Below are 25,079 nucleotides of genomic sequence, written 5' to 3' on the forward strand. Positions count from 1 at the left end.
AAAGTACAGCCGGGTTGGTGCGGTTCGCCCAGCGACCCCGTGACAGACTATTTCCGATTCAACATCGACTAGGAGGTTGCGACGTGGCTGCGGAAGAACACCACGAGGAGGTCTACGCGCCCGACCAGCTCAAGCCCGGCAACCGCAAGCGGGCTCAGAAGGGCGCGATCATCTCCGCCGCGATCATGCTGCTCTTCTTCTGGGGCAACCAGCAGGGCAACACCGAGAAGGTCTGGCTCGTGGTGATCGCGATCGGCCTGGTCGCCGTCGTCATCGGCGACATCGTGCTGCGCCGCAGCGGTCTGCGCCCCAACGACCAGTGATTTCGTTCAGGGCGGCCCGCTGTGACAGCGGGCCGCCCTGTCTGTCTCACCTGCGCCGCAGGAGGATGTCCTTCACCTCGCGCAGCGCGGCATCGACCTCGGCCTCGAAATAGCCGTTCGGCACCAGGCCGAACTGCAGCATGTCGAGATCGTTCTCGTTCACCGGCATCGGGCCGCGCCCGGTCATCGCCTGCAGGATGCCCTCGAACAGCCGGTCCACCTGGGACGGGTCGTAACCACTGCCGAACCGGCGCGGCTGGAACGTGCGCCGCAACTGGTCGACCCGGTAGAGCTCACCACCCGGCTCACCCAGCGGCGGGCCGAGCTGAGGCTGCTGCGGGCCGCCGTAACCGCCGCCGCCGTAGGGCGGGCCGCTCATCGGCGCGCCCGGCATCGGCGAACCGGGCATCGCCATCGGGGAACCCTGCATCGGAGCGCCCGGCATCTGGCCGTACCCGCCACGGGGATCCCGGTCCGGCATCCGGATCTCGGCGGTCATGTCGGTCTTGCCGTGCCGGCCCGGCTCGAAGCCGTCGAAGCCGCCCTGGTCGTAACCGCCCTGGTCGTAACCGGGCGGGTCGTAACCCGGCGGCGGGCCGGGACGCTGCGGCGGCTGCTGCTGACCGTAACCGGTGGGCTCGTCGTAGCGCCCGTACTGATCCGAGGCCGGCGGCAACTGCTGCTGGGGCTGGCGCTGCGGCATCTGGGGCGGCATCGTGATCCGCTCGGTCGGCGGCGAGGCCGTCCGGGCCGCCGGGTTCATCTGCGGGGCGCCGGGCGGCTGCATCGGCTGGCCGGGGAAGCCCTGCGGCTGCATCGGCTGCTGGCCGGGGAAACCACCCTGGCCCTGGCCGGGGAAGCCCTGCGGCTGGCCGGGATAACCCTGGGGCTGCGGGGGCTGGCCGCCGGGGCCACGGTCGAAGCCACCCCGGTCGAAGCCGCCGGGACCGCCGGGGCCGGGACCACCGGGGCCGGGGCCCATCGCGGGCGGGCCGGAGATGGAGCCGGTGGTGAGGCCGCTGCGCATCGAATCGCGCATCGGGTCGGTCGCCGGGCGGCCGCCGCGCTCCTCGAACTCGGCGAGCTGCCGCTCGACCCGGTCCAGGTGCAGGTCGACCTGCCACTCGTCGTATCCGCCGAACCGCACACGGAAGACGACGTCGTGCACCTCCTGCGCGCCGACCGGCGGGCCGACCTGCTCCCCGGCCAGGGTCGCCTCGACCCGGTCCAGGAAGGCGTCGACCTCATCGACCTTGTAGCCACGCCGCAGCGCACGCCTTCGGAAACGCTGCCCCTGACTCGTCACAACGTCTCCCACTCCGCTCGCTGGGACCTACGCCCAGTCACTGTGCCACCTCCGCGTCGGCTGCGGCGCCCCCTGCGCTCGCGTCCGTCAGCTCACCCGCGGCCAACTGGCCGCACGCGCCGTCGATCTCCCGGCCCCGGGTGTCGCGAACGGTCGTCGAGACGCCGGACTCTCGCAGCCGGCGGACGAACTCACGTTCGACCGGTTTCGGGCTCGCATCCCACTTGCTACCCGGAGTCGGGTTCAACGGGATGAGATTCACATGGGCCAGCTTGCCGTTCAGAAGGCGGCCCAGCAGGTCGGCACGCCAGGGCTGATCGTTTACGTCCCTGATCAGGGCGTATTCGATGGAAACCCGACGGCCGGTCTGCGCCGCGTAATCGAACGCGGCGTCGAGCACCTCGGCCACCTTCCAACGCTGGTTGACGGGCACAAGCTCATCGCGCAGATCATCATCGGGGGCGTGCAGGGACAGCGCAAGAGTCACCGAGAGCTGTTCGGCGGTCAACCGGCGCATAGCGGGCACCAAACCCACCGTGGACACCGTGATGTGCCGTTGTGAGAGTCCCAGACCCTCCGGCGCGGGAGTGGTCAGGCGGCGCACCGCCTCGATCACCCGCGGATAGTTCGCCAGCGGCTCGCCCATCCCCATGAACACGACCCGGGACAGGCGCGGCGGCGAACCGGTGACGGCGCCGGACGCGGCCACCCCGGCGAGATAGACCACCTGGTCCACGATCTCCGCCACCGACAGGTTGCGGGTCAGGCCCTGCTGGCCGGTCGCACAGAACGGGCACGCCATGCCACATCCGGCCTGACTCGAGACGCACGCGGTCACCCGATCGGGATAACCCATCAGCACGCTCTCCACGAGCGCCCCGTCGTGCAGCTTCCACAGGGTCTTGCGGGTCGCGCCGTCGTCGCACGCCTGCTCCCGGATCGGGGTCAGCAGGGTGGGCAGCAGATCGGCGGCGAGCCGGTCCCGCGTGCCGGCCGGCAGGTCGGTCATCGCGGCGGCGTCCCGGACCAGACGGCCGAAATAGTGGGTGGAGAGCTGCTTGGCGCGGAAGGCGGGCTCGCCGAGGCTCGTCACCGCGCTCTGGCGGCCGGCGAGGTCCAGGTCGGCCAGATGGCGCGGGGGCATGCTGGGACGGCGGCGGGTTGTCGCGGGCCCGGATTGCAGGATGTCGGGCTGCTCGGGGCTGATCGGGATGACCGGAAGAATCGTCATGGCCTCTCCAGTCTCCCACGTCCGCCGAGTCGGTCGCCCACAGCTAGCTCGGGGTGATGATCGAGAAGAAGAGGTACGCCGTGGGGATCGCGAACAGGATCGAGTCCAGCCGGTCCATCAGCCCCCCGTGGCCGGGCAGCAGATTGCTCATGTCCTTGACCCCGAGGTCCCGCTTGAGCATCGACTCGGCCAGGTCGCCGAGCACCGCCACCACCGAGATGAGCGCGCCGAACAGCAGGCCCCAGTACACCGGCACGCCGACCATGAAGAACAGCAAAGCGGCGCTGCCGATCGCGGCCGCCGTCACCGAGCCGGCGAAACCCTCCCAGGACTTCTTCGGGCTGATCTTCGGGGCCATCGCGTGCTTGCCGAGGAAGACGCCGGCCGCGTACCCGCCGGTGTCCGAGAGCACCACCGCGACCAGGGTGCCGATCACCAGCAGGTTGCCGTGCTCCATCTGCCGCACCAGCATGGCCGCGAAGCCGAGCAGGAACGGGCCGTAGACGGCGATCAGCACACTCGGCGTGAAGTCGCGGCGCACCGCGGCGACACCGTCGGCGAGACGCCACAGGGCGGCCGCGCCGATCGTCACGATCAGGCCGAGGAACAGGGCGTCGGCGCCTTCGTACCAGGCCAGGCCGGTCATCAGGACACTGCCGGCGATCAGCGGGATCAGCGGCGGGCGGGCGCCGGTGGTGGACAGCGCGCGCGCCATCTCCCAGGCGCCGACACCGGAGGCCGCGACCAGGACGGCCAGCAGGGCGATCGGCTCGATCAGCAGCGCGGCCAGGAGGACCAGGCCGAGGCTGAGGCCGACCGCGATGGCGGCCGGAAGATTACGGCCGGCGCGGCCGCCGCCCTGCGGCGTGCGGCCCTTCCCGGCACGGCGGCGGCCCTTGCCACCGGTCCTGAGGTTCTCCTCCGGCTGAGGGTTACCGGGCTCGGTCATCGATTCCGTTCCGGGGTACGCGGGCGGCGCCGCCGCTGGATGCAAAGACAATGCCGACCCCTACCTCATGCTCACAGAAACCGTGCAGAGCGTACTGCAAACGTGACGTCTGAACAGCGGTCGAGGCGGCGCGCAATTCAACCACCCGTGACGGGGCACCGGCCGAACAGGCCGAAGCCCGGCACATTCCGGTGGGATGCGCCGGGCTTCCTGCGATGTCTAGACCTCGAGCAGTTCGGCTTCCTTGTGCTTGAGGAGCTCGTCGACGACCGCGACGTAGCGGTGCGTCACGTCGTCGAGCTCCTTCTCCCCGCGCCGGCCGTCGTCCTCGCCGGTCTCGCCGTCCTTGACCAGCTTGTCGATCTGGTCCTTGGCCTTGCGGCGGACGTTGCGGATGGCGACCCGGCTGTCCTCGGCCTTGCCGCGGGCGACCTTGATCATCTCGCGGCGGCGTTCCTCGGTCATCTGCGGAAGGTGGATGCGCAGCTGCGTACCCTCGTTGTTGGGGTTGACCCCCAGGTCCGAGTCACGGATCGCCCGCTCGATCGGGCCCAGCTGGGACGCGTCGTAGGGCTTGACGATGACCATGCGCGGCTCCGGGATGCCGACGGAGGCCATCTGCGTCACCGGGGTCGGCGCGCCGTAGTAGTCGACCAGGATCTTGGAGAACATCGCGGGAGTAGCCCGGCCGGTACGGATGGCGGCGAACTCCTCCTTGGCGTGCTCGACCGCGCTCTCCATCTTCTCCTCGGCCTCGAAGAGGGTTTCCTCGATCACCGGCTCTTCTCGCCTCCTTGCTGTCTTCGGTGGTGCGGGATGCTGCGGGAATCGAAAAGCTCTCAGGCGGTGATCAGGGTGCCGATCCGCTCGCCCGCGCACGCGCGCACGATGGTGTCGTCGCCCTCCGCGCCGAAGACCAGCATCGGCAGTTTGTTCTCCTGGCAGAGACTGAAGGCGGCCTGGTCGGCCACCCGCAGTCCGCGCTGCAGGACCTCCTGGAAGGTGATGGCCTCCAGCTTGCGCGCGGTCGGGTCGATCCGCGGGTCGGCGGTGTAGACCCCGTCGACGCCGTTCTTGCTCATCAGCACCATGTCGGCGTGGATCTCCAGCGCGCGCTGGGCGGTCACCGTGTCGGTGGAGAAGTACGGCATGCCGGCGCCGGCGCCGAAGATGACGACCCGCCCCTTCTCCAGGTGGCGGATGGCACGCAGCGGCAGGTACGGCTCGGCGACCTGGGCCATCGTGATCGCCGTCTGCACCCGGGTCTCGATGCCCTCCTTCTCCAGGAAGTCCTGGAGGGCCAGGCAGTTCATCACCGTGCCGAGCATGCCCATGTAATCGGCCCGGTTCCGGTCCATGCCGCGTTTCTGCAGCTCGGCACCGCGGAAGAAGTTGCCGCCACCGACCACCACGGCGACCTGGATGCCCCGGCGCGTCACCGTGGCGATCTGCTTGGCCAGCGAGTGCACGATGTCGGGCTCGACCCCGACGTCACCCCCGCCGAACACCTCACCGGAGAGTTTCAGCACGACCCGCCGCGGCCGCATGGTCGGCGGAGTCTGATCGTCATCCGTGGCGGACTGCTCGGTCACCATCGTCATGAGACCCGCCTTCCCTTCGCTATCTGCAGGAGACCTTATGCGACCGGGAGGCCGGACGCTCAATCGCGTACCCGACCTCCCGAGCCATTGCTTTATGGAGCCTTACTCCTGGCCGACCTCGTACCGCACGAATCGGGTGATCTCGATACCCGCCTCGGCGGCGACCTGCTTGACCGTCTTCTTGTTGTCGACGACCGAAGCCTGCTCGAGCAGGACGAAGTCCTTGAAGAAGGAGTTCACCCGGCCCTCGATGATCTTGGGCAGCGCCTGCTCCGGCTTGCCCTCCTCGCGAGCGGTCTGCTCGGCGACGCGGCGCTCGGTCTCGACGACCTCGGCCGGAACCTCCTCACGGGTGAGGAACTTCGGGCGCATCGCGGCGATCTGCATGCCGACGCCTCGGGCGTCCGCGTCCGCGGCCTCGTCGTCCTTGCCGGTGTACTCCACCAGGACGCCGACCTGCGGCGGCAGGTCCTGCGCCTTGCGGTGCAGGTAGACCGCGACGGTGCCCTCGACGACCGTGAAGCGGTTCAGGACGATCTTCTCACCGATCTTGGCGGCGTAGTCCTGGATCAGGTCGGCGACGGTCTTGCCGTCCTCGATCGTCGCGGCCAGCAGCGCGGCGGCGTCAGCGACCTTGTTCTGCTCGCCGAACTCGACCAGACGCTGGCCCAGGGCCACGAAGTCCGGGGTCTTCGCGACGAAGTCGGTCTCGCAGTTGAGCTCGAGCAGCGCCTTGCCGGAGTGGCTGACGATGCCGTTCGCGGCGGTCCGGCCGGCCCGCTTGCCGACGTCCTTGGCGCCCTTGACGCGCAGGAACTCGACGGCCTTGTCGAAGTCGCCCTCGGACTCCTCCAGCGCCTTCTTGCAGTCCATCATGCCGGCACCGGTGAGTTCGCGGAGCTTCTTCACGTCCGCGGCGGTGTAGTTAGCCATGACTCTTCTCTCGATGTCAGTCGGGATTTCGGCCGCCGCCGCCCGGTGAGCGGCGACGACCGGAAGCAATCGGGACTTACTCGGCGGGGACGGCAGCCGCGACGGCGGCGGGCTCGTCGGCCTTCGCCTCAGCGGCGGCGGGCTCAGCGGCAGCAGGCTCAGCGGCGGCGGCCGGCTCGTCGGCCTTCTTCTCGGCGCCCTCGTAGAGGTCGCGCTCCCACTCGGGCAGCGGCTCGCCGGCGGCGACGGTGCCCGCCTCGGGCTTCTCCTCGGCGCCACCACGGCCACGGCCGGACCGCTTGATCAGACCGTCGGCCACGGCAGCCGCGATGACCTTGGTCAGCAGCTCGGCGGAGCGGATCGCGTCGTCGTTGCCCGGGATCGGGAAGTCGACCTCGTCCGGGTCACAGTTGGTGTCGAGCACCGCGATGACCGGGATGCCCAGCTTGCGGGCCTCGTCGACGGCGATGTGCTCCTTCTTCGTGTCCACGACCCAGATCGCCGACGGCGTCTTGGTCATGTCACGCAGACCACCGAGGGTCTTGGTGAGCTTGGTCTTCTCACGGAAGAGCTGGAGGGTCTCCTTCTTGGTGTAACCCGCGGCGGTGCCGGTCAGGTCACCCAGAGCCTCGAGCTCCTTCATGCGCTGGAGACGCTTGTACACCGTCTGGAAGTTGGTCAGCATGCCGCCGAGCCAGCGGTGGTTCACGTACGGCTGGCCGACCCGGGTCGCCTGCTCGGCGATGGCCTCCTGCGCCTGCTTCTTGGTGCCGACGAAGAGGATGTGGCCACCCTCGGCAACGGTGTCACGGACGTACGCGTAGGCCTTCTCGATGTAGTCGAGGGTCTGGCGCAGGTCGATGATGTAGATGCCGTTGCGCTCGGTCATGATGAAGCGCTTCATCTTCGGGTTCCAGCGGCGGGTCTGGTGCCCGAAGTGGACACCGCTCTCCAGCAGCTGGCGCATGGTCACGACGGCCATGGTGGGTGCTCCTAGCTATCCCTGGTTGTCACGCTCACCGACGATGAGCGTCCTGGCGCCCGGTCGGCGGCCACATTCGGGCCCGACAGCATCGGGACCAGGGAGGACCGCCACCGACGGCCACTGACACTGGCGAGACCAGTGAGCGGCGCAGCCGGAAGGCACGCGAAGTCGACCGCCTGGGCGGTCGCCGTGGACAAGCATACGCCAACCCGCCGGCCGGCCCGGTCCGCCCTGGCGCTAGCACATCTCGACAGGCAGCGGAAACCCGTCCACACCAGCGGTCGGTCCACAGGCCGTCGCACATGGTGACGAATCTCGTGTGAAAGTGCCCCGCCATGACGACTCAGCGACGAGCGGTCGGCGCCTACGGTGAGCGATTGGCCGCCCGGCACCTCGAGGAACGCGGCCTGGTGCTGCTCCAGCGCAACTGGCGCTGCGCGGACGGAGAGATCGATCTCATCCTGCGTGACGGAGACGACGTGGTCTTCTGCGAGGTGAAGACCCGGCGCACAGCCGCCTTCGGACCGCCGGCGGCCTCCATCGATCACCGCAAGGTGCGCCGGTTGCGGCATCTGGCGTCCCGGTGGCTGACCGAGTCGGGGGTGCCGGCCGCCCGCGTCCGCTTCGACGTCGTGGAGGTGCTCCCGCAACCGCGCGGCAGAGCACACGTGTCACACATCCGGGACGCGTTCTGATGAGCTACGCCCGCGTGCTCTGCGCCGGCCTGGTCGGCGTCGCCGGCCACCTCGTCGAAGTGGAGGCCGACCTCTCCAACGGCCTGCCCACCCTGGTCCTCACCGGGCTCCCGGACACCGCGCTGAACGAGGCCCGCGACCGGGTGCGCGCCGCCGTGGTCAACTCCGGCCACGACTGGCCCAACCGCCGGATCACGGTCAACCTGCTCCCCGCCGCCCTGCCCAAACACGGCAGCGGCTTCGACCTCGCGGTCGCCGCGGCGATCCTCACCGGCGTCGGCGCGCTGCCACCGGACCGTCTCGACGGCGTGGCGCTGCTCGGCGAACTCGGCCTCGACGGGACGGTCCGGCCGGTCCGCGGCGTGCTGCCGATGGTGGCCGCGGCCGCCCGGGCCGGGATCACCCGGGTGATCGTGCCGCTGGCCAACGCGCGGGAGGCCACGGTCGTGCCCGGGGTGACGGTGCGGGCGGTCGACACCCTGCACCGGCTCGCCGGGTTCGTGCAGGGGACCGGGACGCTGCTGGAGCCGCCCGTCGTACCCCCGGTGGCGGAGCCGCCCGGCCCCGACCTGGCCGACCTCGCCGGGCAGGAGACCGGGCGGTACGCCCTGGAGATCGCCGCCGCCGGCGGTCACCACCTGGCCCTCTTCGGCCCGCCCGGCGCCGGCAAGACCATGCTCGCCGAACGGCTCCCGTCCATCCTCCCGGAACTCGACGACGACGCCGCGCTCGAAGTGACCGCCCTGCAGTCGATCGCCGGGGTGCTGCCGCCGGACGGGCGCCTGGTGCGGCGGCCACCGTTCCAGGCACCGCACCACAGCGCCAGCCTCGCGGCGCTGATCGGCGGCGGATCCCGGCTGCTGCGGCCGGGCGCGCTCTCCCTGGCCCACCGCGGGGTGCTCTTCCTCGACGAGGTCCCCGAGATGAGCAGAGTCACCCTTCAGGCGCTGCGGCAGCCGCTGGAGAGCGGGCGGGTGGTGCTGTCCCGCGCCCATGGCACCACCGAATACCCGGCCCGGGCGCAGCTGGTCGTGGCGGCGAACCCGTGCCCGTGCGCGTCACCGGCGGGCGATCAGGCCTGCCACTGCAGCCCGCTGGTGCGGCGGCGATATCTGGGGCGCCTCTCCGGGCCACTGCTCGACCGGATCGACATGAAGATCAATCTGCTTCCGGTACGGGCGGCGCAGCTGATGGTCACCTCCGCCTCACCCCTGGCGGAACCGTCGTCGGTGGTCGCCACCCGGGTCGCGAAAGCCCGATCGGCCGCCGCCGAACGGTGGGCGGCAGGCGGATGGCGGCTCAACGCCGAAGTGCCCGGACCCCGGCTGCGGCAGTCACCGTGGCAACTGCCGCCCCGGGACACCGGGATCCTGTACGACGCGCTGGACAGCGGGACGCTCTCCGCCCGCGGTTACGACAGATGCCTGCGCCTGGCCTGGACGATCGCGGACCTGGACGGCCGGACCCGGCCGGACGGCGGCGACGTGGGCCAGGCCTATCAGCTCCGGATGGGAGAGGCCAGTGTCCGCAGCCGGAATTGACTGCCTGCTCGGGCGGCCGTTCCGGCTCCGCCCGCCGCCCTGTCGCGCGGTCCAACCGGCCGACACCACGGCACGCCGCGGCACCGGCCTGCGGCATCTGCTTCGCGCCTCCGTATCGGCGTCGCCTCTGCGGCCCCGCCATCGCCTCCTCCGATCCTCCCTTCACCGCACAGCCCTTTCCCGGTCCTCACCTGATCCCTCCCTGTCTCTCTCCCCTCCTCGGTACATCGCCGACCTTCCGGAACGGATGACCAATGACTCCCTCGACTGGACCCGAGCGCCGCACGAACGAATCGCCCGGACACGCGCCTCATCCCGGCACAGGCGGTCGCACGCCGGCCGGAAGCGATTCGGCCGGACCTGAACCGGCCGGACCTGAACCGGCCGGACCTGAACCGGCCGCGCCTGAACGGGCCGGGCCTGAACGGGCCGGACCTGAACCGGCCGCGCCTGAACGGGCCGGGCCTGGGCCCGGTTTCGATGGAAGGGCTCGCTGCCTGTCCGGGCGGTTGCGGGGTGAGCAGGCATGAGCGGGGAGCGGGAACCCGGCGGGCCGGAGGACCGGGCGGCGCGGGCCGCGCTGACCTGGCTGGCCGAGCCCGGCAATCGGACGGTGTGGACCCTGGTGGAGCAGGACGGCGCGCCCGCGACCCTGGATCGGTTGCTCAGTGGCGACATCCCGGACAATCGCCTGCGATCAGCGGTCACGGCCCGCACCTCCACCGGCGATCCGCGCCGGGTCGCCGAGATAGCGATGCGGCGGGCGGAACGACTCGACGCCCGGCTGGTCGTCCCCGCCGACGACGAATGGCCGGCACGCGTGAACGACCTGGCCACCCTCGAACTCGACACCGGCGGGCGGGTCAACACCGACACCCGTCCCCCGCTGTGTTTCTGGGTACGGGGCCCCTGGCCTCTCGGCGAGACGCTGGAACGGTCGATCGCGATCGTCGGCTCCCGGGCCGCCACGAACTACGGTGACCACGTCACGACCGACATGGCGTACACGGTCGCCCGGGAGGGCTGGACGGTGATGTCCGGTGGAGCGTTCGGCATCGACGCCGCGGCACACCGCGCGACCATCGCCGCCGGCGGCCGTACCGTCGCGGCACTCGCCTGCGGGGTCGACCGCCCGTACCCGGTCGGGAACTCGGCCATGTTCGACCGGATCATCGAGACCGGCCTGCTGGTGAGCGAATGGCCGATCGGCGCCGAACCGCTCCGGCACCGCTTCCTGATCCGCAACCGGGTCATCGCCGCGGCGACCGTAGGCACCCTCGTGGTCGAGGCGGCCGCCCGCAGCGGCGCGACCCAGACGATGAGCCGGGTCCTGGCCCTGGGCCGGCCCGCGATGGTGGTGCCGGGACCGGTCACGTCGGCGATGTCGGTCGGCTGCCACGAGATCCTGCGCGGCAACCCGTACGCACGGGTGGTCACCCGCCCGTCCGAGGTGCTCGAGGAGGTCGGCCGGATCGGCGAATACCTCGCCGACCCGCCGCGGGGACCCCAGCGCCGCCACGACCACCTGGACGAGGAGAGCGCGCTCGTGCTGGAGACGCTGCCCGCGAACGGATCGTCCACCCCCGAACGGATCGCCGCGAAGGCCCGGCTGACACTGCGCACGGTGCTGCGGCGGCTCGCCCTGCTGGAGGTCGCAGGCCTGGTCGTACGCACCGGGAACAGCATCTCGCTGGCACCGGAATCCACCCGGCAGAGCACCTCACCCACGCCGCAACCGGCCCGGCAGAGCACCTCGCCCACGGCGGAACCCACCCGGCAGAGCACCTCGCCCACGGCGGAACCCGCCGGAAGGAGCCGCGTGCTCGGGCCGGAAACCGCCGGAGACGAGGCTTCGCCCGGCCAAGAGACCCTGGGAATCAACCCTGATGGTGACTGATCCGGCAGGTGATCACTGTCCTGCGGGCATGGTGAGGACCGGCCTGTCCACTCCGGCGACCTGAACGGTCACCGGCCACAGGCCGGTCCAACGGCCACCGCGCGTGGCCTGGCGAGTCAGTCCTCGGACTCGTCCAGGTCGCGGCGGTGAACCTTCATCCACGCCTCGACGTCCTCAGTCAGCCATACCTTGCCCTGGGCCAGGTCGGCGACCGGCTTCGGAAAATCGGCACGGCTCGTGATCTGGTACGCCCGCTGGCGACTGACTCCACCGAGACGGATTCGGATCTCGTGCGCGCCCATGAGGCGGATCGGCTTCACTCCCACATGATCGACCGTAGGCGCGGGACTATTAGTCTTTTATCAAGTTGATAGGAGACAGGTAGTCTCTTGTCAATTAAGGTGGCTCTATGCCTAGAAGTCGCCCGACTACCGGGCCCGTGCCGTTCCACCCCCGCCACCGCCGCGATTGGCGCACCCTGTGGCGCCGCTGCATCTGCGGTCTTCCCGCCCCCTGCATCGACCGCATCCCGCCCTCTCCACCCCCGCCCTATCCACCTCGCGACTCACCTCTCCCGGAGGGCCCTGAGCTGGGACGGCGCGGCCTGTACCGGTCACGGCACGCCCGCCTCGACGCTGCCCCCCGCCCCACCGCCGAGACCCGTCCCACCGACGATCCCCGCCCCACCGTCGAGCCCCGTCCCGCCCCGGCCACTCCCGCCCGGACATCGCACACCGACGCCAACATCGGCCGCGCCGGCCGTCTCACCCCCGCCCAGGAGCACCGCGCGAGCCAGCATCCCCGGCCCCGTGCGCACCGCCATCCCCGCAGCCACTGATGCGCCCACGTACCAGCCGCTCACTTCCGGGGGAGTCCAGTTGTCCACAACTCAGAGACCCGAACACCTGAGTGACCGCCCGGACTGGCTGTGCCGGGCCTGCGGCCACCCGTGGCCATGCCCTGAGGCGCGGGCCTGTCTCCTCAGTGAATACCGCGCCTTCCCATCCCTGCTGAGGATCTACCTATCCGCCCAGATGTACGACGCTCTCGAAGACCTGACCGCCCACGGCACTCCGCCACCGCTGAACATGTATGAACGCTTCCTGTCCTGGGCCCGCCCCACCCCACCCACCTGACCGTCACCACAGACACCCTTCCCGCACACCACCGAGACCGGTCCACCTGCCGTTCGGTTCCTGCCGCGCCCCACTGCCGGCCCGGCCGCTCGAGCCGCCCCTTCCGCGGCTGCCGATGATGGCGCTCCGGCCCGACCCGCACCGGCCCGCTCCGCCACCCCACCTCCCGCTGGCATCCCCGTGCCTTGCGACGGCACCCCATCCAGCTGATGTCCGTAAGCTGCGACGGAACCTCATTCGGCCGGCGCCCAAACTTTTTGGCGGCACCCCATCCGTCCGGCACCCGACCCACGGCGACACCCCATCCGGCCGGCACCCCGAACCTGGAGCGGCACCCCATCCGCTCCGGACAGGGGCGAGAGGCGGGCAGCGGCCAGCGAACGGCCAACAGCAGGCGAACGGCCAGCCGTGGGGGACGGACAGCAGCAGGCGACGGGCAGCAGCAGGCGAACGGCCACCAGCCGGGACGGACAGCGGCGGGTCACGGGCAGCGGTCGGCGAGCGGGCAGGGGCGGGTGACGGGCAGGGGCGGGTGAGGGTCAGGTCCGGGTGCGGCGGCGGTGGCCGTGAGCCGGGTGCCACGACTCGATGACCAGGTGGTCGGCGGGCGTGCCGACGTAGGTCAGGACCACCTCGGTGATGTCGATGCGGAAGAAGCCGGCATCGACGTGCGGGGTGTCGACGGGAGGTGGGATCTCGATCGCGCGGCCGGACAGCTTGGCGTCGCCGGGGCCGCTCGAGGGGTCGTCGGCTGGTGGCTCCAGGGTGGGGCTGTGCATCGCGATGCGGGGGTCGCGGCGCAGGTCACGGAGTTTCACCGAGCCGGGCATCATGCCGAAGGTGAGGTCGCCGTCGAGGAACTGGGCCTCGGACGCGCTGATCCGTGGGGAGCCGTCGCTGCGCAACGTGGCGATGGTCTTGTTGGTGCCGGCCTCGAAGAGGGCCCGCACACGGGCGGCGAATTCCGGAGCGTCTTTCTCGATCTCTTCCCAACGTGCCATGCCCGCGAGGCTAGACCGGGGGTATGACAGAAACGCCGGACCGGAAACTTGACGGGGAGGCCGGGCCGGTGGACGGTCTGAGGCGATGCGGATCCGTGAATTGCACGAGCGGCTGCCCCCGGCCCTGCGCGAGGCGGTCGACGAGTTCGGCCGTCATCTGGCGGCGGTGGAGGGGCGGTCGGAGCACACCGTCCGGGCGTACGTCGGGGATGTGGTCTCCCTTCTCGATCATGCGGCGCTCGAAGGGCGGACGACGCTCGCCGACCTGGACATCACCGTCCTCCGGGGCTGGCTCGCGGCCCGGATGGGCGCGGGTTCCGCGCGGGCCTCGCAGGCTCGGCGTGCGGCGGCGGTCCGGGTGTTCACCGGGTGGGCGCACCGCACCGGCCGGTCCCCCGACGACCCGGGCGCCCAGTTGGCGAGCCCTCGTGCGCACCGCCCCCTCCCGACCGTGCTGCGCGCCGACCAGGCCGCCGCCCTGATGACTCCGGCCGTCCCCGCGACCCGCCCGGATCGGGCGGAGACCCGTGAAGCCACCGGCGACACGAGGGCCCGGGTCCACAGCGGCACAGCGACACCGGATGGCGCAGGCCCGGCAGGACGCGCGGAGCCACTGAGCACCACGAACCACGACGACGGCACCGCAGGGGACGACGGTGCGGAGGAGACGCCGAGTGCCACAAACCAGAACGAGGGCGCCGCGGAAGGCGACGGAGCAGAGCAGGCGGACGGGTCCGCCCGGAGCGGTGGAGGCGACGGCGCCGGCGATGCCGTGGCGATCAGGGATCGGGCGGTGCTGGAGATGCTGTACGCGACAGGCGTACGTGTCAGCGAACTCTGTCAGCTCGACCGCGCCGACGTCGATCACGCCCGTCAGGTGGTCCGGGTGTTCGGCAAGGGGGCCAAGGAGCGTGCCGTCCCCTTCGGGCATCCGGCGAGACGCGCTCTCGACGACTGGCTGCGGCTGGGCCGGCCGGCGTTGATCACCCGCGCGAGCCGGGACGCGCTCTTCCTCGGTGCGAAGGGTGGCCGTCTTCAGCAGACCGTGGTCCGGCGGATCGTGGCGAACGCGGCACGCGCGGCGGGTCTGCCGCACACCAGTCCGCACGATCTGCGGCATTCGGCGGCCACCCATCTGCTCGACGGCGGGGCCGACCTCCGGGCGGTGCAGGAGCTGCTGGGGCACAGTTCGCTGGCGAGCACCCAGATCTACACCCATGTGTCGACCGAGCGGCTGCGTGCGGCTTTCAATCAGGCGCATCCACGAGCCTGACATCGTACGATCCAGAGCATGACCGCCCCGGTGAAGCCGCATCCGATTCCGGGAGCACGGCTCCTGTTCTCCCTCGACCCGGCGGTGTCCTATCTGAACCACGGCTCGTTCGGCGCGCTGCCGATCAGTGTGCAGCGCGCCCAGCAACGGCTGCGCGACGAGGTCGAGTCGAACCCGCTGCGTTTCTACGGCACCGGGCTGGTGGATCGGATCGTCCATACCCGACGGCATCTGGCCATGTTCCTCGGTGCGGATCCGGACGGCAGCGCCCTGGTGCCGAACACGACGGCGGCGGTGTCGCTGATCCTCCAATCGGTCCGGCCGGGGCCGGCGGACGAGGTGCTGCTGACCGATCACGCCTATGGCGCGGTGACGATGGCGGTGCGCCGCCAGTGCCGGCGGACCGGGGCGACGGCGCGGACGGTGGCGATCCCGTTGGGGCTGTCCGGGCCGGAGGTGGTGGCCCGGGTCCGGGCCGCGTTGCGGCCGGGCCGGACCAGGTTGCTGGTCGTCGATCAGCTCGCCTCGGCGACGGCGTCTCTCTTTCCGGTACGGGAGATCGTCGCGGCCGCCCGCGAACATGACGTCCCGGTTCTGGTGGACGCCGCGCACGTGCCGGGGATGCTGCCGGTGGACGTGTCCGCGATCGGCGCCGACTTCTGGGTGGGGAACCTGCACAAGTGGGGCTGGGCGCCGCGCGGCACGGCGCTGATGCATGTGGCCGCCCCGTGGCGCCGCCGGATCGACCCGCTGGTGGTGTCCTGGGAGCACGAGGAGGGTTATCCGCTGTCGGTGGAGTTCCAGGGGACGATCGATTACACGTCCTGGCTGGCCGCGCCGGCGGGGGTCTTCGCGTTGCGGACGCTCGGCGCGGAGGCGGTCCGGGAGCACAACGCGACGCTCGCCGCGTACGCCCAGCGGGTTGTCGGCGCGGCTCTCGGCCTCGCGCCCCGGGATCTGCCGCAGCCGGGCGGACCGGGGGTGGCGATGCGGGTGGTGCCGCTGCCGGCGGGTCTGGCGACGACCGGACCGGAAGCGTACGACCTGCGGTTGCACATCGCCGACAAGCTGGCGACCGAGGTGGCGCTGAACGCGTGGGGCGGCCGGGGGCTGCTGCGGTTGAGCGCGCAGATCTACAACCGCCCGGAGGAGTACGACCGGTTCGCGGAACGCCTTCCCGCCTTACTGCACGCCTACCGGGGTTAGCGGCAGGAGCCGGACCCGGCGCGGGCCGAGCAGCAGGAGCGGATCGAGGTAGACGTCGCCGCGCCGCAGGCCCCAGTGCAGGCAGGCGGTCACCGGGCAGCCGGGATGACCGGTTTCGAGGGCGCCGATCGGATCGCCGGCGGCGACCGTGTCACCGGCTGCGACGGTGGCGGTGACCGGCTCGTAGGTGGTCCGCAGCCCACCGGCGTGCGCGACGCTGACCACGCCGCGCCCGGCGAGCCGCCGCGCGTAGACCACGACGCCGCTGCCGGCCGACCGCACCACCGCACCGGGTGGGGCGCCCAGATCGACTCCGCGGTGCCCGGACAGCCACGGCTGGGGCGGCGGCTGGAACGGCCGCGCCACGCTCGGCGGCTGCACGGGCCATTGGTACAGCAGCAACAACGTCAGGAACGCGGCGAAGGCGGGCATGCCGGGAAGCGTGCCCGCCGGAGGACCGGCCCGCGACCGGCCCTGTGGACGACGGCCGGCTGTGGAGAACCGGGAAGGAGCGTCAGCCGCCGAAGTTGGCGTCGTCCGGCAGCGAGATGTCCGGTTTCTCCAGCTCCTCGACGTTCACGTCCTTGAACGTCATCACCCGCACGTTCTTCACGAAGCGGGCCGGACGGTACATGTCCCAGACCCAGGCGTCGTGCATCTCGACCTCGAAATACACCTCGCCGTCGGAGTTGCGCACGTGCAGGTCGACCTGGTTGGCCAGGTAGAACCGGCGCTCGGTCTCCACCACGTAGGAGAACTGGCGGACGATGTCGCGGTACTCCCGGTAGAGCTGCAGCTCCATCTCGGTCTCGTACTTCTCGAGATCCTCTGCGCTCATCGTGTCTCGCCCTCCATGGCCTTATCTTCCCCCACCGACGGCGACGGCTGAGGCTGCTCGCCCGACGCCACGCCGACGGTACCCTCAGCGGTCCCGGGAATCAGCAGCGGCTCGGTAACGGATACATCGTCGAACAATGACGGCGCCGTCGTGGAGACGGGACGCCGGGCCCGCGGCGGCCGGTTGCCCCGCCCGGAGGCGGCGGCCACGTTCACGTACGAGAAGCGGTGCTCGGGGCACGGGCCGTGCGCGGCCAGCGCCGTGCTGTGCTCCTCGGTGATGTAACCCTTGTGCACGGCGAAACCGTAGTCCGGGAACCGGTCGTGCAACTCGATCATGAGACGGTCCCGCGTGACCTTCGCCAGGACGCTGGCGGCGGCGACGCAGGCGGAGACCCGGTCGCCCTTCCACACCGCGAGACCGGGGACGCCCAGGCCGTCGACCGGGAAACCGTCGGTCAGCACGTACTCCGGGCGGACGGTGAGGGACGCCAACGCGCGGCGCATCGCCGCCAGGTTGCAGACGTGCAGGCCACGGGTGTCGACCTCGGCCGGCGGGATGATCATGACCGACCAGGCCAGCGCTTTCGCGACGACCTGGTCATAGACCCGCTCCCGGGCGGCGGCGGTCAGCAGTTTCGAATCGGCCAGGCCGGGGATCTCGCCGCGCTTGCCCTCGGGAAGGATCACGGCGGCCGCGACGAGCGGTCCGGCACAGGCGCCACGCCCGGCCTCGTCGGCCCCGGCCACATGCCGGAAGCCCCGGCGCTGGAGCGCCTGCTCCAGCGCGTAGAGCCCGGCCTCCCGCCGGACCACGGTGCGTGGTGGGGCGAGCATCACCGCGAGCCTTCCGGGACGGCGTCGACGGTCACCTGCCGCAGCAGGACCGCCAGGTCGCGGGGGAAGATCTCCTCGCTGCTCGCCTCGATCTCGGCCACCGACCACCACCGATGCTCGGTGATGGTGAGGCGCTCCTGCTCGTCCATGCCTGCCGTGTCGACCTGCCAGTCGGCCACCCGCAGCAGATAGAAATCCTGCTCCTGCCGGTAGTCGCGGCCGTCGAAGGAGAACTCGGCGATCTCGTGCCGCACCGGCTCGCCCAGGTCGCCCGGCCGCGCCCGCAGCCCGGTCTCCTCCAGCAACTCGCGGGCGGCGGCGTCAGCCGTCGTCTCCCCCGGCTCGAGACCGCCGCCGGGGGTGAACCACCAGCGCAGCCCCGGGCGCGCGGGGTCACCGCCGTGCAGCAGCAGGACACGCCCGGCCAGATCGACCAGGAGAACCCGGCCGGCGTGGCGGTCAATCACCTCGGTCACGGACCAAGCCTATTGCGCCGACGTCACTTGCCCGACTCGGGGATCGCGTCGAACTCGTCCGGCACGGACAGCCAGGTGGCCCGGCCGGCCGGCCAGAAGATGGTGAACGCGCGGCCGACGACCGAGTCGATCGGGATGGTGGCCTCGGCGATCTTGCCGGCCTCGTCGCCGCCGGCGCTGTCGCCGTAGTGCTGGAGCGAGTCACCGGACGCCTCCCGGTGGTCGCCCATCACCCACAGCCGCCCCTCCGGGACGACGATGTCGAAATTCTGGCTGGCGACCTGGTTGCGGGTGCCGTCGACCTCGGTGAAGATGTACGGCTCGTCGAGGGACACGCCGTTGACCTTGAGGCGCTGCTGTTCGTCGCAGCACACCACGTTGTCACCGGGCTGGCCGATGATGCGCTTGATGAAGTCCTCGCCGTCGGCGCCGGAGGACCAGCTGGTGGGCGCCTTGAAGACGATGATCTCGCCACGGCGGGGGTCACGGAAGTCGTAGACGAGCTTGTTGACCAGCACCCGATCCCAGCGCTCCAGGGTGTGCTCCATGGACTGCGACGGGATGTAGAAGGTCTGCAGGACGAAGGCCCGGACCAGGACGGCGACGAGGATCGCCACGCCCAGGAGGATGGGGAGTTCGCGCCAGAAGGATCCCTTGCGCTTTTCGGTCTGCTCGTCAATCACGCTCGGAGCCTACGTCGTCGAGTCACGAACGACATGCCGGAACGCGCGGATAAAACCACACCGAGCAGCAAGGGGAACATCTCCGCCGCAACGGCCGGCCGCGGTTCGCGCGCCTTCACCGGATGCGCCGCGGCCGCCGCCGGGTACTGCTCGGCGAACTGTTTCCACACGTCCGGCACGTCCAGGCCGGTGAAGTGCTCGCTCGGCCAGACCACCACGAAAGCCCGGCCGATGATGTTCTCGATCGGGACCGGACCCTGGCAGCGGGCGTCCTGCGACACGTTGCGGTGATCACCCATCACGAACATCTGCCCGTCCGGCACGGTCACCTCGGCGAAGCGGCGGCTGCCGCACTGGCCGGCGGCCGGCTGGAGGCTGAGATCGGAGTTGAACCCCTCGGCGATGTACGGCTCGTCGATGCCGACGCCGTTGACGGTTATCCGACCTCGGCTGTCGCAGCAGGCGACCTTGTCACCCGGAAGGCCGATCACCCGTTTGATGAAGTCGCGCTCGCCGGGACGACTGACTCCGACCAGGTCGCCGACGGTCCGGCCGAGCTTGGCGAGGAAGGTGTTGCTGACCGCCTCGGTCGTCTCGGGGGCCCAGTTGTCGGTGCCGCGGAACACCACGATCTCGCCGCGCAGCGGGTCGCGCATGTCGTAGACGACCTTGTTGACCAGCACCCGGTCCTTGATCTCCAGGGTGCTCTGCATCGAGCCCGAGGGGATGTAGAAGGCCTGCACCAGGAAGGTCCGGATCAGCACGGCCAGGCAGAACGCCACGATCAGCAACAGTGGAAGCTCTTGCCAGAGCGGCATCTCCTTCCGCCGCATCACGGACCGCCGCCGTCTCGCCGGCCGATAGCCTTCCATCGGATCCACGCTTCGCATCTCCCGCCGCCGACCGGCCCCGGATACAGCACTACCGCCCGAGTTTCCCGGCTAGGGGAAGTTACGAGCGGTAGGGCTGGAAAGGTTCACCTACAGCGCGCCAGGGGCAGGCGCAAGCGTAGTTCGCCCGCGCCCGTTCCCGGCACACCGCGTGGATCAGACGGTCTGCTTCTCCCGAAGCTCCTTGATCTTCGCCTTCTTGCCACGCAGCTCACGCAGGTAGTAGAGCTTGGCACGGCGCACGTCACCGCGGGTGATGACCTCGATCTTGTCGATCGCCGGGCTGTTGAACGGGTAGGTCCGCTCCACACCGACACCGAAGCTGATCTTGCGGACCTTGAAGGTCTCGCGCAGGCCACTGCCCTGGCGGCCGATCACGACGCCCTGGAAGACCTGGACACGGGAACGGTTACCTTCGACGACCCGGGCGTGCACCTTGAGCGTGTCACCGGCCCGGAAGTCCGGAATGTCGGTGCGCACCGACTGGGCGTCAAGAGCGTCCAGCGTGTTCATCGCTGCATCCTCGTACTAGAGCGCACCGGGAGTTCGATGCGCGGGTGGGTGATTCTGGCCCTCCACGACCTCGGAAGGCCCTCGCCTCACCCCACGGCGCGGGGTGGAGACGGCAACCTCACTACTCTGCCACACCCGCTGGAGGGAGCGGTAATCCGGCCTCGGCCAGCGCCTTCCGGTCCTTCTTGTCCAGATTCTCCGGCGGGTACGCGGCGTACATGTCGGGACGGCGGGCGGCGGTACGCAGCAGGCTCTGGTCCCGGCGCCACCGGGCGATCCGGCCGTGATCGCCGGAACGCAGCACGTCCGGCACCTCACGGCCGCGCCACGACTGCGGCTTGGTGTAGACCGGCGCCTCCAGCAGGCCGGCGGCGTGCGACTCCTCGGTGAGCGAGTCGGCGTTGCCGAGCACCCCGGGCAGCAGCCGGGTGACCGCCTCCATGATCACGATGACCGCGACCTCGCCGCCGAACAGCACGTAGTCACCGAGCGAGACCTCACGCACCGGCATCCGGGCCGCCGCGTCGTCGATCACCCGCTGGTCGATGCCCTCGTAGCGGCCACAGGCGAAGACCAGGTGGTCCAGCTCCGCGAGCTGGTGCGCGTCCGCCTGGGTGAAGGGTTTCCCGACCGGCGAGGGTACGACCAGGGTCGCGCCCGGCGACACCACCGCGTCCAGCGCCTGGCCCCAGGGCTCCGGCCGCATCACCATGCCGGGACCGCCGCCGTACGGGGTGTCGTCCACCGTCCGGTGCACGTCGGACGTCCAGGTCCGCAGGTCGTGCACGGTGAGGTCGAGGGTCCCGGTGGTCCGCGCCTTGCCGATCAGGGACAGGTCGAGCGGCGCGAAGTAGTCCGGGAAGATCGAGATGATGTCGACCTTCACAGCAGAGCCGTCACAGGTCGAGCAGACCTTCCGGGAGGTCGACGACGATGCGGCCGCCACGCAGGTCCACGATCGGCACGATCGCGATGACGAACGGGATCAGAGCCGTCCCGCCGTCCTTCTTGGCGAGCACGATCAGGTCCGAGGCGGGTGCGTGGTCGATGCGCTGCACCGTGCCGTACTCCACGCCGTCCCGGGACTCCACGCGCAGCCCGACGAGCTGGTGATCGTGGAACTCCTCGGGGTCCTCCGGCGGCGTCAGCTCGGAGCTGTCCACCTGAAGGAAAACGCCCTTCAACGCCTCGGCGACGTTGCGGTCGTGGACGCCCTCGAAGACGGCGATGCCGCGGCCCTGATGCCAGCGGATCGACTCGAGGACGAGTTGCTCAGGGACTTCGAAACGAGCACCGGGAGCGGGAGCGCCCGCCGGGCCGGCGCTCACCCGGCGGTCCCTGGGGACCTCCGTGATGAACACCGCCCCGGCGGTGAAGCGTTCCTCGGGCTCGTCGGTCCGCACGACCACCGAGACCTCGCCCCGGATGCCGTGCGGTTTACCGATCTGGCCGACGACGAGCAGCATCGATCAGTACGCGTCGACGATGTCGACCCGGATGCCACGACCGCCGATCGACCCGATCACCTGACGCAGGGCCTTGGCCGTCCGTCCGCCCCTGCCGATGACCGTTCCCAGGTCCTCGGGGTGCACACGAACCTCGAGCCGCTTGCCGCGGCGCGAGTCGACCAGCCGAACCCGGACGTCGTCCGGGTTGTCGACGATGCCCTTGACGAGGTGCTCCAGCGCGGGCCGGAGCGCCCCGTCAGTTCGCGTCGGCGCCGGCACCGGCCGGGTCCTGTGCGGTCTCGGCGACGGCTTCGCGGTTCGGCTCGGCCGGGTCGGCGGCCTTGGTGTCGGCCGGGCGAGCCTCGGCGACCTCCGGAGCGGCAGCCTTCTTGCTCTGCTTGCTCTGGGTGGCCGGCTTGGCGTCGGCGATGCCCGCGGCGGCCTTGGCCTCAGCCTCGTACACCTCGGTCTTGTTCTGCTTGGCCGGCGCGACGAGCAGCGGCGGCGGAGCCGGCAGGCCCTTGAACTTCTGCCAGTCGCCGGTCTTCTCCAGGATGCGCTGCACCGGCTCGGACGGCTGGGCGCCGACGGAGAGCCAGTACTGAACGCGCTCGGACTTCACCTCGATGACCGAGGGGTGTTCCTTCGGCTGGTAGATGCCGATGTACTCGATGGCGCGGCCGTCACGCTTGGTGCGCGAGTCGGCGACGACGATGCGGTACTGCGGGTTGCGGATCTTGCCCATCCGCAGGAGCCGGATCTTAACGGCCACGGTTTATTCGCTCCTGATGACTGCGTGGTTGAGCCGACCGGAACCCACGTGGGGATTGCGGGACCGATGGTTCGTGGACTGGCGTCACGATCAGGGGTTAGAGGGCGCCTGTCGCATGCCGGATACCAACAAGCCATTCTGCCAGACGCCATGCGGGAAGTGGCAATCGGCCCCGGGAGAGTCGCCGGCCGCCGGAGTGGACGACTCCCGGCCGCCGTTCACACCCGGCAGTCGCCTACTAGCGGCGGGCGACGACCGGACGGTCCCAGCCGGATGGCAGTCCGGACGGGGTCTCCCACCCCGGATCGGGCCGGAAATCGGTCCAGGTGCCGTCGAACGGGAACTCGCCCGCCTCGATCTTCTTGATCACCCGGCGGCCCTCGTCCCACACGGCCTGCTCGTCCGGCACCCAGTAGAGGTCGGGGTGGGCGAGGCGCTCGGCGAACTCGTCCTCGTCCTTCCACTCCCAGGTGCCGTCGGCGTGGCCGACGATGTCGAGATCCTGGTCGATCACGTCGATCCCGGCCGCGTCACCGTCGTCCCAGCGGACCGCGGACTCCTCGAGATTGACGTAGTACTCCTTGAAGGAGTCGTCGTCGTTGCGGAAGAGCCAGACCGAATGGTTCTCCCCCACCGGGAAGAACCGCAGCACACCCGGGCCACGCCAGTGGATGAGCCGCGACTCCCGCTCGGCCGCCATCCACTCGGGGAACGTGAACTCGCGCGGAAAGCGCCCGTCCGGCGTCGCCTCGGTGGCGATCGCCGAACCGCGGGCCACCCAGATCAGCAGCCCACGGTCGTCGTCGGAGACCACCCGGCCGGGATGCACGAAGGCGATCCGGCCGCGGTGGGTGTCCCGGTGCAGAATCAGCCGACCCGGTGCGAACCTCATGCTCAGTAGGAACGACCCAGGTAGGCGATCAGGTCGGTCTCCTCGTCGGACTCCGGCATCGAACCGTCCGGGCGGGTCAGGCAGCGGACCGTGACGGCCTTGCCGTTCGCCTCCTTCTCCCCGGCCTCGCCGACCGCCGACCACGGCACCCGGGCCCAGCCGGTCTGCGACGCCTCGATCGCCTCGCCGAGGGTCTTCACGTCGACGGTGCGCTCCTCACGGAACGCCAGCGCGTCGTCGTAGAGGCGCTGCTGGTCGGTCTTGAGCGCGGCCACCACGGCGTTCGCCACCTCGGCCAGGGCGATCGGCGACTTGGTGCCGTCGATCCGGCGGGCCACCACGGCGTTGCCGTTCGCCAGGTCGCGCGGGCCGACCTCGATCCGGATCGGGATGCCCTGCAGCTCCGCGTCCACGGCGCGACGGCCGAACGGGATGTCGGCACGGTCGTCGAGCTTCACCCGTACACCGGCGGCTTTCAGGTCGTCGCGCAGCTTCGCCGCGGCCTCCGCGACGCCCTCGCCCGCCTTGACCACCATGATCTGGGCCTGCACCGGCGCGAGGCGCGGCGGAAGCCGCAGGCCGTTGTCGTCGCCGTGCACCATGATCAGGCCGCCGAGCATCCGGGTCGAGGTGCCCCAGGAGGTGGTCCAGGCGTGCTCGACGGTGCGCTCGGCCGACGAGTAGGTGATGTCGAAAGCCTTCGCGAAGTTCTGGCCCAGCTCGTGCGAGGTGCCCATCTGCAGCGCCTTGCCGTCGCGCATCATGGCCTCGACGGTCATCGTGTTGGTGGCGCCGGCGAACCGCTCACCCTTGGTCTTGCGGCCCGGCACCACCGGGATCGCCAGCATCTCGGTCATGAACGCCTCGTAGACATTCTTGTGGATGTCGCGGGCGTGGTCCCGCGCGTCCTGCTCGGTGGCGTGCGCGGTGTGCCCCTCCTGCCAGAGGAACTCGGTGGTGCGCAGGAAGGTCCGCGGACGCAGCTCCCAGCGGACCACGTTGGCCCACTGATTCAGCAGCAGAGGCAGATCACGGTACGAATCCACCCACTTGGCCATGAACTCGCCGATCACGGTCTCGCTGGTGGGGCGCACCACCAGCGGCTCGGCGAGCTCCTTGCCGCCGGCGTGGGTGACCACGGCCAGCTCCGGCGAGAAGCCCTCGACGTGGTCGGCCTCGCGGCGCAGGTAGTTCTCCGGGATGAAGAGCGGGAAGTACGCGTTCTGAACGCCCTGCTCCTTGATCCGGGCGTCCATGTCGGCCTGCATGCGCTCCCAGATGGCGTAGCCGACCGGCCGGATCACCATCGTCCCGCGCACCGGGCCGTTGTCGGCGAGTTGCGCCTTGGCGATGAGATCCTGGTACCAGCGGGGGAAGTCCTCCGCACGGGGAGTGAGCACGCGAGCCATGACCCAGCATCCTAGTCGCGGCCCGGCTGCAACCGGCCGGGTGGGCATCCCGTGTCCCTCAACGGAGAGGGAGGGAGTGACGGACGGATTTCGATCGAGACCACGCCGGTCCGGCTCGCCGACGCCCCAGGGGGACGACCGAGGCCCATCAGCGTGTGGAGCCGGGGCGCATATGCCGGCCGACTGTCAGCCGCCAGCGTCGATCCCTTGGTGGTCACCGCCATCAGCGTGTGGGGCCGGGCGCA

Annotated in this window: 28 protein-coding genes; 6 read left to right on the forward strand and 22 right to left on the reverse strand. The window is 70.5% G+C overall.

Annotated elements, in window-relative coordinates; translation table 11 throughout:
* Window positions 1-83 precede the first annotated feature (83 nt).
* The gene (locus tag Aut01nite_RS38735) at window positions 84-323 is read left to right on the forward strand and encodes a DUF2631 domain-containing protein (RefSeq protein WP_043532636.1); all 240 of its coding nucleotides are present in this window, start codon (window positions 84-86) and stop codon (window positions 321-323) included.
* 46 nt (window positions 324-369) lie between these two features.
* Here Aut01nite_RS38735 and Aut01nite_RS38740 read toward each other — a convergent pair whose 3' ends face one another.
* From Aut01nite_RS38740 to rpsB, 7 genes are all read right to left on the reverse strand, one after another.
* Entirely contained in the window at window positions 370-1,629 is a 1,260-nt protein-coding gene (locus Aut01nite_RS38740; RefSeq protein ID WP_043532637.1) for a DivIVA domain-containing protein, read from the reverse strand.
* 37 nt (window positions 1,630-1,666) lie between these two features.
* Window positions 1,667-2,860 (reverse strand): dual-specificity RNA methyltransferase RlmN, encoded by a 1,194-nt coding sequence (gene rlmN / locus Aut01nite_RS38745; protein ID WP_043532638.1) that lies wholly within the window; start codon window positions 2,858-2,860, stop codon window positions 1,667-1,669.
* Window positions 2,861-2,903: 43 nt separating this feature from the next.
* Window positions 2,904-3,809, reverse strand: coding sequence for a phosphatidate cytidylyltransferase (locus Aut01nite_RS38750; RefSeq protein WP_084000003.1), 906 nt, complete (start codon window positions 3,807-3,809; stop codon window positions 2,904-2,906).
* 219 nt (window positions 3,810-4,028) lie between these two features.
* Window positions 4,029-4,586, reverse strand: a complete 558-nt coding sequence (frr, locus tag Aut01nite_RS38755; protein ID WP_043532640.1) for a ribosome recycling factor — start codon at window positions 4,584-4,586, stop codon at window positions 4,029-4,031.
* Between the two features lie 62 nt (window positions 4,587-4,648).
* Window positions 4,649-5,356, reverse strand: a complete 708-nt coding sequence (pyrH, locus tag Aut01nite_RS38760) for a UMP kinase (RefSeq protein ID WP_236643151.1) — start codon at window positions 5,354-5,356, stop codon at window positions 4,649-4,651.
* Window positions 5,357-5,512: 156 nt separating this feature from the next.
* Complete coding sequence (gene tsf, locus Aut01nite_RS38765) at window positions 5,513-6,343, reverse strand: translation elongation factor Ts (protein WP_043532642.1); 831 nt, start codon at window positions 6,341-6,343, stop codon at window positions 5,513-5,515.
* Window positions 6,344-6,419: 76 nt separating this feature from the next.
* Entirely contained in the window at window positions 6,420-7,325 is a 906-nt protein-coding gene (gene rpsB / locus Aut01nite_RS38770) for a 30S ribosomal protein S2 (protein ID WP_043532644.1), read from the reverse strand.
* Between the two features lie 338 nt (window positions 7,326-7,663).
* On the opposite strand from rpsB, the gene Aut01nite_RS38775 reads away from it, so the two are divergent.
* The 3 genes from Aut01nite_RS38775 (at window position 7,664) to Aut01nite_RS38785 (ending at window position 11,461) form a co-directional block, all read left to right on the forward strand.
* Window positions 7,664-8,023, forward strand: coding sequence for a YraN family protein (locus Aut01nite_RS38775; protein WP_043532646.1), 360 nt, complete (start codon window positions 7,664-7,666; stop codon window positions 8,021-8,023).
* Window positions 8,023-9,564, forward strand: a complete 1,542-nt coding sequence (locus Aut01nite_RS38780; protein ID WP_043532648.1) for a YifB family Mg chelatase-like AAA ATPase — start codon at window positions 8,023-8,025, stop codon at window positions 9,562-9,564. The genes Aut01nite_RS38775 and Aut01nite_RS38780 overlap by 1 nt, the downstream gene beginning before the upstream one ends.
* A gap of 526 nt (window positions 9,565-10,090) precedes the next feature.
* Window positions 10,091-11,461, forward strand: coding sequence for a DNA-processing protein DprA (locus Aut01nite_RS38785; RefSeq protein ID WP_084000005.1), 1,371 nt, complete (start codon window positions 10,091-10,093; stop codon window positions 11,459-11,461).
* A gap of 116 nt (window positions 11,462-11,577) precedes the next feature.
* Here Aut01nite_RS38785 and Aut01nite_RS38790 read toward each other — a convergent pair whose 3' ends face one another.
* Window positions 11,578-11,763, reverse strand: a complete 186-nt coding sequence (locus Aut01nite_RS38790) for an AlpA family phage regulatory protein (protein WP_052164533.1) — start codon at window positions 11,761-11,763, stop codon at window positions 11,578-11,580.
* A gap of 1,373 nt (window positions 11,764-13,136) precedes the next feature.
* A complete protein-coding gene (locus Aut01nite_RS38800) occupies window positions 13,137-13,598 on the reverse strand; it encodes a pyridoxamine 5'-phosphate oxidase family protein (RefSeq protein WP_043532653.1) in 462 nt (153 codons plus the stop codon).
* A gap of 85 nt (window positions 13,599-13,683) precedes the next feature.
* Between Aut01nite_RS38800 and Aut01nite_RS38805 the strand changes: the two genes are divergently transcribed.
* Window positions 13,684-14,871: a tyrosine-type recombinase/integrase gene (locus Aut01nite_RS38805; RefSeq protein WP_204037902.1), complete on the forward strand. Its 1,188-nt coding sequence runs from the start codon at window positions 13,684-13,686 to the stop codon at window positions 14,869-14,871.
* An 18-nt stretch (window positions 14,872-14,889) separates the two neighbouring features.
* Window positions 14,890-16,077: an aminotransferase class V-fold PLP-dependent enzyme gene (locus Aut01nite_RS38810; RefSeq protein ID WP_043532655.1), complete on the forward strand. Its 1,188-nt coding sequence runs from the start codon at window positions 14,890-14,892 to the stop codon at window positions 16,075-16,077.
* Here Aut01nite_RS38810 and Aut01nite_RS38815 read toward each other — a convergent pair.
* From Aut01nite_RS38815 to proS, 13 genes are all read right to left on the reverse strand, one after another.
* On the reverse strand, window positions 16,054-16,509 hold the full coding sequence (locus Aut01nite_RS38815) for a murein hydrolase activator EnvC family protein (protein WP_084000007.1): 456 nt from the start codon (window positions 16,507-16,509) through the stop codon (window positions 16,054-16,056). The genes Aut01nite_RS38810 and Aut01nite_RS38815 overlap by 24 nt on opposite strands.
* A gap of 82 nt (window positions 16,510-16,591) precedes the next feature.
* On the reverse strand, window positions 16,592-16,915 hold the full coding sequence (locus Aut01nite_RS38820) for a DUF2469 domain-containing protein (RefSeq protein WP_043532656.1): 324 nt from the start codon (window positions 16,913-16,915) through the stop codon (window positions 16,592-16,594).
* Complete coding sequence (locus Aut01nite_RS38825; RefSeq protein WP_043532657.1) at window positions 16,912-17,751, reverse strand: ribonuclease HII; 840 nt, start codon at window positions 17,749-17,751, stop codon at window positions 16,912-16,914. The genes Aut01nite_RS38820 and Aut01nite_RS38825 overlap by 4 nt, the downstream gene beginning before the upstream one ends.
* Window positions 17,751-18,227, reverse strand: coding sequence for an NUDIX hydrolase (locus Aut01nite_RS38830; protein ID WP_043532658.1), 477 nt, complete (start codon window positions 18,225-18,227; stop codon window positions 17,751-17,753). The genes Aut01nite_RS38825 and Aut01nite_RS38830 overlap by 1 nt, the downstream gene beginning before the upstream one ends.
* A 23-nt stretch (window positions 18,228-18,250) precedes the next feature.
* Complete coding sequence (gene lepB, locus Aut01nite_RS38835; protein WP_043532659.1) at window positions 18,251-18,910, reverse strand: signal peptidase I; 660 nt, start codon at window positions 18,908-18,910, stop codon at window positions 18,251-18,253.
* The gene (gene lepB / locus Aut01nite_RS38840; protein ID WP_043532660.1) at window positions 18,907-19,800 is read right to left on the reverse strand and encodes a signal peptidase I; all 894 of its coding nucleotides are present in this window, start codon (window positions 19,798-19,800) and stop codon (window positions 18,907-18,909) included. Before lepB (Aut01nite_RS38840) ends, lepB (Aut01nite_RS38835) begins: the two co-directional genes overlap by 4 nt.
* 156 nt (window positions 19,801-19,956) lie before the next feature.
* The gene (gene rplS / locus Aut01nite_RS38845; protein ID WP_043532661.1) at window positions 19,957-20,313 is read right to left on the reverse strand and encodes a 50S ribosomal protein L19; all 357 of its coding nucleotides are present in this window, start codon (window positions 20,311-20,313) and stop codon (window positions 19,957-19,959) included.
* 121 nt (window positions 20,314-20,434) lie between these two features.
* Window positions 20,435-21,199, reverse strand: coding sequence for a tRNA (guanosine(37)-N1)-methyltransferase TrmD (gene trmD, locus Aut01nite_RS38850; RefSeq protein ID WP_043532662.1), 765 nt, complete (start codon window positions 21,197-21,199; stop codon window positions 20,435-20,437).
* Window positions 21,200-21,209: 10 nt separating this feature from the next.
* Window positions 21,210-21,776 carry a ribosome maturation factor RimM gene (gene rimM / locus Aut01nite_RS38855; RefSeq protein WP_173476745.1) on the reverse strand — a complete coding sequence of 189 codons (567 nt, stop codon included), beginning with the start codon at window positions 21,774-21,776 and terminating at the stop codon, window positions 21,210-21,212.
* Between the two features lie 6 nt (window positions 21,777-21,782).
* A complete protein-coding gene (locus Aut01nite_RS38860) occupies window positions 21,783-22,040 on the reverse strand; it encodes an RNA-binding protein (protein ID WP_023561857.1) in 258 nt (85 codons plus the stop codon).
* Window positions 22,018-22,533, reverse strand: coding sequence for a 30S ribosomal protein S16 (gene rpsP, locus Aut01nite_RS38865; RefSeq protein WP_043532666.1), 516 nt, complete (start codon window positions 22,531-22,533; stop codon window positions 22,018-22,020). The genes Aut01nite_RS38860 and rpsP overlap by 23 nt, the downstream gene beginning before the upstream one ends.
* A 238-nt stretch (window positions 22,534-22,771) precedes the next feature.
* On the reverse strand, window positions 22,772-23,425 hold the full coding sequence (locus Aut01nite_RS38870; RefSeq protein WP_043532668.1) for a ribonuclease FAU-1 family protein: 654 nt from the start codon (window positions 23,423-23,425) through the stop codon (window positions 22,772-22,774).
* A 2-nt stretch (window positions 23,426-23,427) separates the two neighbouring features.
* On the reverse strand, window positions 23,428-24,834 hold the full coding sequence (gene proS, locus Aut01nite_RS38875; protein ID WP_043532670.1) for a proline--tRNA ligase: 1,407 nt from the start codon (window positions 24,832-24,834) through the stop codon (window positions 23,428-23,430).
* Window positions 24,835-25,079: the final 245 nt, after the last annotated feature.

The organism is Actinoplanes utahensis (assembly GCF_016862455.1).
GTDB classification, from domain to species: domain Bacteria; phylum Actinomycetota; class Actinomycetes; order Mycobacteriales; family Micromonosporaceae; genus Actinoplanes; species Actinoplanes utahensis.